Below are 13,441 nucleotides of genomic sequence, written 5' to 3'. Positions count from 1 at the left end.
TTATAGGACAGTCCACCGACCAGATCCAACAGAACGTCCTCGACCTCTTTGGGGGCCTTATAGATACGGCACAGTTCCCGTACTTGTAGGGCTGATATTCGTGTCGATTGGCCGGTCTCCAGGCGCCAGAGCGTCTGGTGCCCGACTCCGATCGCCTTCTTTGCCGTCTCGACGCTCACCCCTGATGTTTCCCTCAGATGCCGTAGCTGCCGACCCAGCATCCGCCGTGCAAACGTGCTGTCGGTCGCCTTGTCTGCCATCCCCGTTCCTCCGTTGTCGGAACCCGATGCATCTCGTACTGGAATGCAGTGTCCCCCATGCTGGAACCTGGTACGGCCCAAAACTGGAATGTCGAAGATTTTTCCTGGTTTTGTCGTATGGGAAGGTTCCAAACCGACAAACTTGCCGATGTACTGAGGGCGCACCCGGCGCAGGCCACCTCCCAGAACCACTGGGAGACACCAGTTCAACGCCAGGAACGCCGCGAACTGGCGGTCCATCATTCACAGTTTGGTCGCTGATGCCCTGATGGGCCCTGCGCCGGGTGCTTGCCAAGACTATTCCAGGAGCAGTGGACAACTCATGTCTATCAGCGGGTTTCAGGGTCATGGTCGATCACTCGGTGCGCGCCCGGCGCGGCTACCGGAACGGGTTCGCGGTTCTTCCCGGATCCCGGACGGGCCGGCAGCGGTGCTGCCATCGGTCGAGCGACTGGAATGCATCGCCGCGGCCGTACGTCGCTGGTGCACGGACTCGGGAGACCCGCGTGACGATCGATGAACGTCCCAAGGCGGTCGCGCTGGTGCGACGTGACATTCCGGTCTCCGTAGTCGACCTGTACGCGTTGGCGGAAAGGCACGGCTACCGGCTCGTGTTCACGGTGTTCACAGACGCGGGGCCGAATGTGACTGCGCTGGCACTGGCCCGGCATGCGGGGGAGCATGATGCTGCGGCCATAGTTGTGCCGGGATTCGAGCACGTGGATGCGATCCGGCATCTGGTCACCGATAACGCCGCCCTCATCACCCCGATACGGCTGTACCCGCGCGGTCACCGCTGGCCCGGGAACATTACCGAGCGCGAGCGGCAGGTGGATGGCTGATATGGCGCTGGTGCAGCTCATGCTCGGCCTGCTGGGACTCACCCTCGCCCTGTGGTGGCCCGAACAATGACCCTGAATCGGGCGCGGTTCCGGCCAAGGCTGCACCCGTCCGAGTGGGGGGACTTCCGGCGGAATCACATCTGTGCAGCTCATCGGTAACGCAGCTGGTCGCAAGCAGCGCGGTCGATAAGATCATCGGCATGCCCTTCCACCTGCGAGCATCTGCCGGTCGTGCCGGCGCGGTGGCGGTATCGGCGGTCGCGGCCGGTGCCCTCGCCTTCGGTGGCGCCGAAGCCGCCGCCTCACCTTTCCCAGTCCCGCCGCTGACGGAGACCGCGGCGGCGGGGACCGAGGGGCTCGATCCGCTGCTGGCGCTCGCGTACACCATGGCCGAGCGGGAAGCGCATGCCGCGGGTGTGCCGATGTGGATCAATTCCGGTTATCGCAGCCCGGCCGAACAGCAGGCGATGTGGGAGGACGGGCTGCGTACCTACGGCACGCCGGAGGAGGCGCGCCGCTGGGTATTGCCGCCGGAGGAGTCGACGCATGTCACCGGCCGGGCCGTCGATATCGCGCCGCGTGAGGGTGCCGCGTGGCTGGAGACCAACGGCAACCGGTGGGGGCTGTGCCGCACGTTCGACAACGAATGGTGGCATTTCGAGCTGGTCACGATCCCGGGGACGGCCTGTCCGCCCCGGGTGCCCGACGCCGCGCACCGCTGAGGTGTGAATCCGCGCCGGGCGTGCGCCCACGGACTAGTTCAGGTGCCGGACACCGCGCGGAGTTCGTCCAAGTACTCCTGAGTCTGCGGATCGTCGGGGAAATGTGCCATCAGTTCCCGCCCGACCTCGCCGCCGATGCACAGCAATGAGGGCAGCGACCGGCGTTTCGATTCGAAGGCTTGCCGCCCCTCCGAAACCGCCAGTTCGAGATCGCGGCCGCGGGCGGCGACCATCGCCAGGGTGAGGTGGGCTTCGGCGACCCGCATCGGGTTGCGGACCGTGCCGTCCAGGGTGGTGGAGTCGGCCAGGACGGCACGGGCGAATCGTTCGGCCCGAATATCGTCGCCGACCACCCGGCAGCAGTCCATGGCGTAGAAATCGAACTTCTGCGGGTCGACGACGAAATGGTTCTCCAGGTCCTCGGGGTGGCCGAGCCGGTCCAGCAGCATGCGGCCTTGCGCCAGTGCCGCGTCCACCGCGCTGCGGTCGCCGAGGCGGGCCCATGCCTTGGCCCGCTGGGCGGCGAGCTGCACGCCGACGCCGCTGTCGGCGCATTCCGGAGGTACCGAATCGACAGCCTGGATGACACCGCGGTTGTTGCCCTGGGTCAGCGCGAACCAGGCCGCGAGTTCCGAACTCCATCCGATGATTTCGGTGTTCCCGGATTCCATGCCGAGGGATCGGGCGGCCCGCCGGGTGGCCTCGGCGCCGCCGCGGCGGCCGAGATCGTATTCGAGGCAGCCCAGGAGCAGCGCGACCCAGCCCGCGAGTTCCAGGACTTCTTTGTGCTGGGCCAGCGTCAGCCGGCTGTCGAGCAGGGCCGCGATCCGCCGCAGCCACCCCGATGCCTCACGGTGCAGTTGGTGGGCATCGGTGGAGGCGTAGTCGCGGCAGAGGCGTTCGGCGGTGATGCGGACGGCGTCGAGGGTGGCGGTCGAAACATCGGACATCCGTAGCCGTCCCATGAATTCGAGCGTGTCCATCCCGGTGGCGGTGAGCAATTCGTCGTCACGGCTCGGGCGGGCCTTGGGGAAGAACGCCGCGGCGACGGTATCGAAGGCGGCGGCGATGAGGGGAGCGTAGAAATCGTCGGGGCGGGATTCGCCCGATTCCCAACGCCGCCAATTACGTAGCAGGGTGCTGTCGGTCGGTAGGTTCTGGGACGATTTGGCGCGTAGCGCGCGTACCGCCTCGGCCTGTGACCACCCACGCGCATCGCGTTCCGAGCGCATCCGGATGGCCCACAGCGGACGATCTTCAGCAGCAGTCACGCCGCCAGTATTGCACCAGCAAACTTTTCGTGGACCGCATAGGGCATGAAGATGTCCCCCGCATGACCTCTTCTGCGTGCGTTCGCCGTCGGTCATGCTCGAATCGAACCGGCTGCGTGCCGGTTCAAGCAACACCCCCGCGAACGCGGGAGGAGATCCCGGAGCAGGAAATGGTTCCCCGTCTCGTGCGGGGAAGGATTCAGGAGGTTCGGGTGGAAGCGTTGGTATATGGGTATTTACGCGACGATCTGGCCGCGGGCGACGGCGACGATATGGAGGCCGCGCTACGTGAGCTGGCCGATGCCCACGGATTATGCTTCGCCGCGACATTCCACGAATCACAGGCGGGTGACGGAACGGCATTCGCCGAACTGACCCGGGAACTCCAGCGGGCGGATGCCCACCACGTGGTGGTGCCCTCGCTCGATCACCTCACCGGCCAGACCATTCCACGCGAACTGCTGATCGCGAAACTGGCCAACGACGCCGCCGCCCGCATCTGGTCGGTGGCGAGCTGAACCGGCGGCCCGGCGGCTCGGCGTTCCCCCTCAGCGTCCGAAGCCGCCGGGCCCCCGCCGGCGCAGATACTTCTCGAATTCGGCCGCGATGGCATCACCGTCGATCTTGGCCATGACCTCGTTCACGTCGATCGCGGCATCGCCGCGCTCCTCGAGCGAATGCACGTACTCGGCTATCTCCTCGTCGGCGACGGTCATCTCGTTCACCGTCGACTCCCACTCCTCGGCCTGCTGCGGCAGCTCCCGCATCGGCACCTCGATATCGAGGACATCCTCCACCCGGTGCAGCAGCGCGATCGTGGCCTTCGGGTTCGGCGGCTGGGAGACGTAATGCGGAACCGCCGCCCAGAACGACACCGCCGGGATCCCGGCCTTCACGCACTGGTCCTGCAGCACGCCGGTGATCCCGGTCGGCCCCTCGTAGCGGGTCTGCTCCAGACCGAACCGTTCGGCCGCCTCTTTGCTGTAGGCCGAACCCGTCACCGGCACGGGCCGGGTATGCGGGGTATCCGCCAGTAGCGCCCCGAGGATGACCACCGTCTCGACACCGAGCTGGTCGATGAGCTCCAGGAGATCCGAGCAGAACCGGCGCCACCGCATATTGGGTTCGATACCGCGCAGCAGGACCACATCGCGATCACTACCGGGCGGAGAGCACACCGACAGCACCGTCGCCGGCCACACGATCTCGCGGGTGACACCCTCCACCTGCCGGACCATCGGCCGGTTCACCTGATAGTCGTAATAGTCCTCGGAATCGAGTTCGGCCAGCGGCCGCGCATCCCAGATCAACTCCAGGTGTTCGACGGCGCCACTGGCCGCGTCACCAGCGTCGTTCCAGCCCTCGAAGGCGGCAACGAGCACCGGGTCACGCAACGCGGGCAGTTCCCGATCCACTGGAGATTCACTCGAGCTCACCCCAGTCAGCCTACGGTGCTGGTCGTGACCGGCGCGCAGTATCGGTCCTCCCGCGCCTGTCGCGGCCGGTCGCCGGGCCTGCGCGGTGGTGATCGGAGAGGCTCGTCACCGCCGGTGCGCGGGTCTCGGGTCACGGACAGACCGTGCCCCGGTGGTGCGGTGGGTGGCCCGGCCGCGGCCGCCCCGACTGTGGCCGCCCCCACAGGTGTGAACTAGGCGAACATCGTCGCGGAGCCGCCCACTACTCTGGAATCCATGTCTGCCTCCCGCCCCGCCGAGTTCGATACCACCTTGCTCGACACGCTCAGCCGCCGTGTCGTGATCGGTGACGGGGCGATGGGCACGATGTTGCAGGCCGTGGATCTCACCCTCGATGATTTCCGCGGCCTCGAAGGATGTAACGAGATCCTCAACGACACCCGTCCCGAGGTGCTGCGCGATATCCACCGCGCCTATTTCGAGGCCGGTGCCGACGCCGTGGAAACCAACACTTTCGGCTGCAACCTGCCCAACCTCGCCGACTACGATATCGCCGACCGGATCCGGGATCTGTCGGAGAAAGGAACCCGGCTGGCCCGCGAGGTCGCCGACGAGATGGGTCCGGGCGCCGACGGGGTGCCCCGCTACGTCCTCGGCTCGATGGGCCCGGGCACCAAACTGCCGACCCTGGGCCATGCCCCCTATGCGAGCCTGCGCAACGCCTACACCGAGGCCGCGCTCGGCATGCTCGACGGCGGCGCCGACGCGGTACTCATCGAGACCTGCCAAGACCTGCTGCAGGTCAAGGCGGCGGTCAACGGCACCCGCCGGGCCATGAAACAGGCCGGACGCCGCATCCCGATCATCACCCACGTCACCGTCGAAACCACCGGCACCATGCTGGTCGGCAGTGAGATCGGGGCGGCGCTCACCGCGCTCGAACCACTGGGAATCGACCTGATCGGGCTCAACTGCGCGACCGGCCCGGACGAGATGAGCGAACACCTGCGCTACCTGTCGCAGCACGCCCGGATTCCCGTCTCCGTGATGCCCAATGCCGGCCTGCCGGTACTCGGGGCCAACGGCGCCGAGTACCCGCTCACCCCCGACGAGCTGGCCGCGGCGCTGCGCGGTTTCGTCGCCGACTACGGCCTGGCCCTGGTCGGCGGCTGCTGCGGCACCACTCCGGAGCACATCCGGCAGGTCGCCGAAGCCGTCCGCGAGGTCGAACCCGGCTTGCCGCCGATCGGGCAACGCCGCACCCCGCAGCCGGAACCGAGTATTTCCAGCATGTACACCGCGGTGCCGTTCGAGCAGGACGCCAGCGTGCTGATGATCGGCGAGCGCACCAACGCCAACGGGTCGAAGGCGTTCCGGGAGGCCATGCTGGCCCAGGACTGGGGCAAATGCCTCGATATCGCCAAGGACCAGACCCGCGACGGCGCCCATCTGCTCGACCTGTGCATCGACTACGTCGGCCGCGACGGGAGCGCCGATATGTCGGAGCTGGCCTCCCGGCTGGCCACCGCTTCCACCCTGCCGATCATGCTCGACTCCACCGAGCCGCCCGTATTGCAGGCCGGGCTCGAGCACCTCGGCGGCCGCTGCGCGGTGAACTCGGTGAACTACGAGGACGGCGACGGGCCGGACTCCCGGTTCCATCAGATCATGAGCCTGGTTGCCGAACACGGCGCCGCGGTGGTGGCGCTGACCATCGACGAGGAAGGTCAGGCGCGGACCGCCGAGCACAAGGTCGCCATCGCCGAACGGCTGATCGCCGATATCACCGGCAACTGGGGCTTGCAGATCGGCGATATCATCATCGACACCCTGACCTTCACCCTCGGTACCGGCCAGGAGGAATCGCGGCGCGACGGCCTGGAAACCATCGAGGCCATACGTGAACTCAAACGCCGCCACCCCGGTGTGCAGACCACGCTGGGCCTGTCGAATATCTCCTTCGGCCTGAACCCCGCCGCGCGCCAGGTGCTGAACTCGGTCTTCATGCACGAATGCGTGCAGGCCGGGCTGGACAGTGCCATCGTGCACGCCTCCAAGATCCTGCCGATGAGCCGGATCCCCGACGAGCAGCGCGAGACCGCCCTCGACCTGGTCTACGACCGGCGGCGCGACGGCTACGACCCGCTGCAGAAGCTCATGCAACTGTTCGAGGGCGTGTCGACGGCCGATTCGCGGGCCTCGCGCGCCGACGAACTGGCCGCGCTGCCGCTGTTCGAACGTCTCGAGCGGCGCATCGTCGACGGTGAACGTGCCGGGATGGACGCCGACCTCGACGAGGCGATGCGCGAGGTGCCGCCGCTGAAGATCATCAACGAAACCCTGTTGTCGGGGATGAAGACCGTCGGCGAACTGTTCGGGTCGGGGCAGATGCAGCTGCCGTTCGTGCTGCAGTCGGCCGAGGTGATGAAGGCGGCGGTGGCACATCTGGAGCCGCATATGGAGGCCACCGACGACAGCGGTAAGGGGCGCGTGGTGCTGGCCACGGTCAAGGGCGATGTGCACGATATCGGCAAGAACCTGGTCGACATCATCCTGTCCAACAACGGCTACGAGGTGGTGAACCTCGGGATCAAACAGCCCATCGCCAGCATTCTCGACGCCGCGGTGGACAAAAAGGCCGACGTGATCGGAATGTCGGGCCTGCTGGTGAAATCCACTGTGGTGATGAAGGAGAACCTGCAGGAACTCAACAGCAGGGGAGTGGCCGAACAGTTCCCGGTGCTGCTCGGTGGCGCCGCGCTCACCCGCTCCTATGTGGAGAACGATCTCACCGATGTCTACGAGGGCGATGTGCACTACGCACGCGATGCCTTCGAAGGGCTGCGGTTGATGGACGAGATCATGGCCGTCAAACGCGGGGCCGGACCCGGCCCGGACAGCCCGGAGGCGGAGGAACGGCGGCGTAAGGCCGCCGAACGGAAAGCCCGCCACGAACGTTCGCGGCGGATCGCCGAACAGCGCCGGGCCGAGGAAACCCCGATCGTGGTCCCGGAACGGTCCGATGTGGCCGCCGATGTCCCCGTTCCGGTGCCGCCGTTCTGGGGCACTCGCGTGGTGAAAGGGCTGCCGGTACAGGAGTATTCGGGTCTGCTGGACGAGCGGGCCCTGTTCCTCGGCCAGTGGGGGCTGCGGGGGCAACGCGGCGGTGAAGGGCCGAGTTACGAGGAACTCGTGGAGTCCGATGGCCTGCCGCGGCTGCGGGCCTGGCTGGACCGGCTCAGCACCGAAGGCGTCCTGCAGCATGCGGCGGTGGTGTACGGCTACTTCCCGGCGGTGTCCGAGGGCGACGATGTGGTCGTGCTCGCCGAACCGGAACCTGATGCGCCGCAACGGTACCGCTTCACCTTCCCACGTCAGCAGCGCGATCGGTTCCTGTGCGTGGCCGATTTCATCCGCTCACGCGAGTACGCCCGCGAGACGGGACAGGTCGATGTGCTGCCGTTCCAGCTCGTCACCATGGGACAGCCGATCGCCGATTTCGCGAACGAGCTGTTCGCCGCCGACAACTACCGGGACTACCTGGAGGTACACGGTATCGGCGTCCAGCTCACCGAGGCACTCGCCGAGTACTGGCATCGCCGGATCCGCGAGGAACTCACCCTCGAGGGGCACGCCATCGCCGAATCCGATCCGGCGGATGTGACCGAGTACTTCAAACTGGGTTACCGCGGCGCCCGCTACTCGTTCGGTTACGGTGCCTGCCCGGAATTGGAGGACCGCGCCAAACTGGTGGACCTGCTCGATGCCGGGCGGCTCGGTGTCACGTTGTCGGAGGAGTTGCAGCTGCATCCCGAACAATCCACCGATGCGTTCGTCCTGCTGCATCCGGAGGCGAAATACTTCAACGCCTGAGCCGGCTAAACACCCAGGCGATGTGATTGTGGTCACATTTGTAGGTCGCTACTGCGTCGACGGCCGGGTTCCCCCGCGGAAACCGCAGGTGACCGGTGCGTGATCAGGTCCGAAATCCCATACTGCCCGCAGGGGTTCGGGGTGCCGGAGCGTACGATTTCCGGGAATTTCCGCCGAGGTTCCCGCGGAACCAGAAATCCGGACAAAGCCGTTCGGGTGCGTTGCACGCGCCGGGTCGACGCGGAACCGTAGGCAACCGCCTGTGACGCGCGGAGTGCTGGACGACTCGGCGGCAAGCAGAAGGGGCCACGACTTCAGATGAGCAAGGATCGGCTGATAGCCGGACGTTATCGGCTCACCGATCCCATCGGCACCGGTGCCATGGGAGTGGTGTGGCGGGCGCTCGATATCCGGTTGCAGCGCACCGTCGCGGTCAAACAGGTGCTGCTCGGCCCGAACCTGACCGAACAGCAGACCGCGGAGGCGCGTAAACGCGCACTGCGCGAAGGCCGGATCGCCGCGCGCCTGCACCACCCCAACGCCATCTCGGTATTCGACGTCGCCGACGAGGACGGGCAGCCGTGGCTGGTCATGGAATACATGAACGCGCCCAGCCTGGCCAACCGGCTCAATCTCGACGGCACCCTCGCGCCGCTGAAGGTCGCCGAACTCGGGGCGCAGGCCGCGGCCGCTCTCGCCGCGGCGCACGACGCCGGAATCGTGCACCGGGATGTGAAACCGGCGAACCTGCTGGTGGGCGACGACGGTACGGTGAAGATCACCGACTTCGGAATCTCGCGCGCCACCGGCGATGTCACCGTCACTGCGACCGGATTCCTGGCGGGCACCCCGGCCTACCTCGCCCCCGAGGTCGCCCGCGGGGAACAGCCGATACCGTCCTCGGACGTCTTTGCGCTGGGATCCACGCTCTATCATGCGATCACCGGACGCCCGCCCTTCGGCGACGGCGACAACCCGTTGGCCGTATTGCACGCGGTCGCCGGCGGGCAGGTCGAGCCGCCCGAAGGCGCGGGCGCGCTGGGCCCGGTGGTGATGCGGTTGCTGGCGACCGAGGTCGCCAACCGGCCCACCATGGACGAGGCGCGGGTCATGCTGGAGGAAGTGGCCGCCGGCCGGGCGCCGGAACCGGTCGGTACAGCGCCGTCCGCCACGACGAAGGTCATCCCGCCCACGCTCGCCGCCACGGCCACACTCGACCGGCCCGATCCGGAGCCGGCCCCCGCCGACACCCGCCCGCCTGCCGCAGCGCCGGCGTTCCGGGATGCCGGGGTGCCCGCGGTTGCAGGATCGGCGCCCGCGCCGGCCGCGGCCGTACCCACCGGCCCTGCCGGTGAGCGCCGTTCCGGCACGCGGTCCCGTACAGCCGTGCTCGCCGGCGCCGCGGCATTGCTCCTGGTGGTTGTGGTGGGTTTGGTTCTCGCCGATATCACCGGCGGTGACGACAACACCGCCGCCGGGCCCGAGAGCAGCCAGGTGGAGGTACCGGAGCAGACCGGGGAACCGCAGGCAGAACCGAGTGATCCCTCCACCACAGCTGCGTCGACGACCACCACCGAAACGGGCCCGCCCTCGGCTGCCCGGGTAGAACAGTTCGTCCGCGGCTATTACGGGCTGCTACCCGGCAACACTGCCGCCGCATGGTCACAGCTCGCGCCCGAGTATCAGGCCGTCGCGGGCGGGTACGCCGACTACCAGGGCTTCTGGTCGACCATCAGCGCGGTCAGTATCGGTTCGGTCAGCCGATCCGGCGACGGCAGCGCGGTCGCCACCGTCACCTACACGATGCGCGACGGTTCGGTGCAGTCGGAGAGCCGGTCGTTCCGGGTGGCGCCCAACGGCGGACAGTTGGTCATCACCGACTCGCAGGTCTTGTGACCGCGACCGCCCGGGTTTGCCGCCGCTTGCCCCGCCGGGCTACGGTCGGCCCGGGTTACCGATCACGCCCCGCGCCTCGGTGCCGTCTCGATCCACCATGACGAAAGGTCCCGACGTTATGGCCCAGCCGGCCGGTGTCCTGTGGGATATGGACGGCACGCTGCTCGATTCGGAGAAGCTGTGGGATATCGGCGTCCGTGAGCTGGCGCGGGAGCTGGGCCGGGAGATGACACAGGAGATCCGGCACGCGCTGATCGGAGCTTCGGGGACGAATGCGCTGCGGATCATGTTCACCGAACTGGGGGTCGACCCGCACCCCGAGGCCGTCGAGGCGGCGGGCCTGTTCCTGGAGGAGCGGGTCACCGAACTCATGACCGGTCCGATCCCGTGGCGGCCGGGCGCGGCGGAGGCACTGGACATGGTCCGGGAAGCCGGCCTGCCCTGCGCGCTGGTGACCAACACCAAACGGTCGCTCACCGAACTGGCCCTGGAAACGCTGGGCCGGCACCGGTTCGATGTCACCGTGTGCGGGGACGAGGTGCCGCACGGCAAACCCGATCCGGCCGTCTACCTCCGCGCGGCCCATCTGCTCGGGCTGGACGCCCGGGACTGTGTGGCCGTCGAGGATTCGGTTACCGGGGTGGCGGCCGCCACGGCGGCGGGCTGCGGAGTTCTGGTGGTGCCCTGCGAGATTCCGGTGCCTCTCGATCCGGCCCGGACGCACCGTGACACCCTCATCGGGTTGACCCGCGCCGATCTGGAGTTGTGCTTGCGGACGCGCCTCCGCCACGCCGAATCACAGAGCTGCTGACCCCGTATCCGGATTACCTGTGAACGAGGGCAGTCGATGTGTTGCTCCGTTGAAGCGTTGCGATCGATGTGGGAGCCGCTGGCCTCGACCCCGGCCCCTGTCGAGCATTGCCGAATCGGGGGGCACGCCAGCGGGAGCCCGGTGAGGATCTGCCCGGTGAACGGTGCGTGTTCGGATGATGTCGGCACCACCGTGGAAGCGGTGACCGGGGGGAAACCTGTTCCGGCAGGGCTGGGTTCCGCGCTCGGCCCGGTGGCCGGGATGCGCTCGCTCGGTTCGACGCTTGCGGCCGGGACAATCGGCACGCACCGCGAGCCTCGGTGGCACCGGCAGGCGGGCGGAAAACAGTGGCGGCGCGGCACGGTACTCTGGCTCGTGCTTCTCCTCGGTGACCATCCGCCGAACCGGGCAAGGCCAGGCGTCGAAAGCGCAGTGTCCAACCGGGTGCGCCGGTAAACGGTGCGAAGCGACAACGTTGCGCTGCGAATGGTATTGCGGATCAACAAAACCGGATGGTCCGTGACCGGTCTCACCAGGCATCTCGTGGATTCGCCGGGCGTGTCGGTCGTCCGGCGGCAACAATATCGCTATGGCCGCCACGGTGACCTTGGACGAAATCGTCGATACTTCCCGCTACCCGCTCGCGGAGCCCGATACGCCCGGCTGGCATACCGCCGTCGCGGCCGCGCGCGCCGATCTCGCGGAGGACGGCTGCACCGTCCTGCGCGAGTTCATCCGGCCGGAGCTGCACGCGCTGCTGGCGGAACAAGGGGAGCAGATGGCTCCGCACGCCTACTACCGCACCGAACGGGTGAACGCCTACAACATTCCGCTCGACGCCGAACTGCCCGCGGACCATCCGGGCCGGATCATCTTCGAACGCGGTAACGCCTTCGCCCCACGCGACCGGATCCCGGCCGCCGCGCTGATCCATCAGCTGTACCTCGGCACCGAATTCCAGCGGTTCCTCGCCGCCTGCTTCGGCCGGCCACAGCTGCACGAATTCGCCGACCCGCTGGCCGGTCTCGTCCTGAACGTGGTGGCACCGGGCAATTCGCATCCCTGGCATTTCGACACCAACGAGTTCACCGTCAGCATGCTCACGGCGGCACCGGAGTCCGGGGGTGTGTTCGAGTACTGCCCGAATATCCGCTCCCCGCATACCGAGAACCTCGGGGATGTGCACGCCGTGCTCACCGGCAGCGGCGCCGGACTCGTCCGGCGCCTGGAGCTGCGTCCCGGTGACCTGCAGCTTTTCCAGGGAAGGTTCTCACTGCACCGGGTGTCACCGGTGCAGGGCGCGACCCCTCGGCATACGGCGATCTTCGCCTACAGTGACCGTCCCGGTGTCATCGGCACCGTGGAACGTACCCGCCAGCTCTTCGGGCGGGTACTGCCGGATCATCACGCGGCGGCCGACGCCGTCCGTGGTGATCGGCTGCTGGATTGATCAGGGACCCGATCGAGTGGGTACCGCCCTACCGAGAGGAACACAACGTGCCAGTGCCGTTGCACACCACCGGGAAAGCATCCTTCGACGATATCTACTCGAGGCCCGACCCCCGCGACTACTACGCACGCATGTCCGAACTGGGCTATCGGATACCGGAACTGGCGAAACCGTATCTGCGTGAGCAGATAACGGAGTGTCAGGAAGTGGCGGGCACTGCCCCTACGGTGCTGGACATCGGATGTTCCTACGGTGTGAACGCCGCACTGCTCCGTCTGGATCTGAGCCTCGCCGAGCTGGCCGGATCCTACACCGAGTCCGTGCTCGGCACCGGTGATCTGATCGCCCGCGATCGTGACCGGGTCCGCGATGCCACCGCCCTGCCCGGTGTCCGGTTCATCGGAATGGATGCTTCCGCACCGGCCCTGGACTACGCCCGGGCGGCCGGGCTGCTGGACGGCGTCGTGCACGCCGACCTCGAGGCCGCCGACCCCACCGACGAACAACGCGCGATCCTCGCCACGGCCGATCTGGTGGTCTCCACCGGCTGTATCGGCTATGTCACCGAGAAGACACTCGTCCGGATAGCGACCGCCGACCCGGATCGCCGCCCCTGGATGGCACACTTCGTCTTGCGCATGTACGGTTTCGGTCCGATCGAGGCGGAACTGGACGCCCTCGGATATCGCACCCGGCGGATGCCGGGCGAGTTCGCCCAGCGCCGATTCGCCTCCGATACCGAACGCGAGCAGGTACTGGACACGCTCACCACCAACGGCATCGATCCCACCGGCCTGGAGTCCGAAGGTCGGCTGTATGCCAATCTCTATGTGTCCCGGCCGGTTTCGTAGTACACCGAAGCCGTGTGACCCGGGATCAGCCCGACCGTCGAGCAGCACCG

At 67.4% G+C, this 13,441-nt stretch carries 11 protein-coding genes; 8 read left to right on the top strand and 3 right to left on the bottom strand.

All coding sequences use genetic code 11. The features are described 5' to 3' along the window. Positions 1-500: helix-turn-helix domain-containing protein (locus NFL01S_RS34710; protein ID WP_218019630.1), on the bottom strand; the 500-nt coding region annotated here is incomplete at its 3' end. Positions 501-766: 266 nt separating this feature from the next. Here NFL01S_RS34710 and NFL01S_RS34705 point away from each other — a divergent pair. Together NFL01S_RS34705 and NFL01S_RS23845 are read left to right on the top strand one after the other, a co-directional pair. Continuing rightward, positions 767-1,102, top strand: a complete 336-nt coding sequence (locus NFL01S_RS34705) for a hypothetical protein (protein ID WP_245670844.1) — start codon at positions 767-769, stop codon at positions 1,100-1,102. Between the two features lie 200 nt (positions 1,103-1,302). Next, the gene (locus NFL01S_RS23845; RefSeq protein WP_062978553.1) at positions 1,303-1,824 is read left to right on the top strand and encodes a M15 family metallopeptidase; all 522 of its coding nucleotides are present in this window, start codon (positions 1,303-1,305) and stop codon (positions 1,822-1,824) included. 38 nt (positions 1,825-1,862) lie between these two features. On the opposite strand, the gene NFL01S_RS23840 is transcribed toward NFL01S_RS23845, so the two are convergent. After that, entirely contained in the window at positions 1,863-3,095 is a 1,233-nt protein-coding gene (locus NFL01S_RS23840) for an XRE family transcriptional regulator (RefSeq protein ID WP_307615782.1), read from the bottom strand. Positions 3,096-3,307: 212 nt separating this feature from the next. Between NFL01S_RS23840 and NFL01S_RS23835 the strand changes: the two genes are divergently transcribed. Then, positions 3,308-3,613, top strand: a complete 306-nt coding sequence (locus NFL01S_RS23835) for a hypothetical protein (RefSeq protein ID WP_062978552.1) — start codon at positions 3,308-3,310, stop codon at positions 3,611-3,613. Positions 3,614-3,643: 30 nt separating this feature from the next. Here NFL01S_RS23835 and NFL01S_RS23830 read toward each other — a convergent pair whose 3' ends face one another. Next, positions 3,644-4,531 carry a PAC2 family protein gene (locus tag NFL01S_RS23830; RefSeq protein WP_062978495.1) on the bottom strand — a complete coding sequence of 296 codons (888 nt, stop codon included), beginning with the start codon at positions 4,529-4,531 and terminating at the stop codon, positions 3,644-3,646. A 255-nt stretch (positions 4,532-4,786) separates the two neighbouring features. Between NFL01S_RS23830 and metH the strand changes: the two genes are divergently transcribed. The 5 genes from metH (at position 4,787) to NFL01S_RS23800 (ending at position 13,391) form a co-directional block, all read left to right on the top strand. After that, entirely contained in the window at positions 4,787-8,383 is a 3,597-nt protein-coding gene (metH, locus tag NFL01S_RS23825) for a methionine synthase (RefSeq protein WP_062978494.1), read from the top strand. A 318-nt stretch (positions 8,384-8,701) separates the two neighbouring features. Continuing rightward, entirely contained in the window at positions 8,702-10,279 is a 1,578-nt protein-coding gene (locus tag NFL01S_RS23820; protein ID WP_062978493.1) for a serine/threonine-protein kinase, read from the top strand. A 97-nt stretch (positions 10,280-10,376) separates the two neighbouring features. After that, a complete protein-coding gene (locus NFL01S_RS23815; RefSeq protein WP_157116849.1) occupies positions 10,377-11,090 on the top strand; it encodes an HAD family hydrolase in 714 nt (237 codons plus the stop codon). A 589-nt stretch (positions 11,091-11,679) separates the two neighbouring features. After that, positions 11,680-12,540, top strand: a complete 861-nt coding sequence (locus tag NFL01S_RS23805; RefSeq protein ID WP_084493180.1) for a HalD/BesD family halogenase — start codon at positions 11,680-11,682, stop codon at positions 12,538-12,540. A gap of 47 nt (positions 12,541-12,587) precedes the next feature. After that, positions 12,588-13,391, top strand: a complete 804-nt coding sequence (locus NFL01S_RS23800; RefSeq protein ID WP_062978551.1) for a class I SAM-dependent methyltransferase — start codon at positions 12,588-12,590, stop codon at positions 13,389-13,391. The last annotated feature ends 50 nt before the right edge of the window (positions 13,392-13,441 follow it).

Source organism: Nocardia flavorosea NBRC 108225, from assembly GCF_001613385.1.
Taxonomy (GTDB): Bacteria; Actinomycetota; Actinomycetes; order Mycobacteriales; family Mycobacteriaceae; genus Nocardia; species Nocardia flavorosea.
Note: the sequence above shows the minus strand (reverse complement) of the source record. Positions and strands in the feature narration are given on the sequence as shown.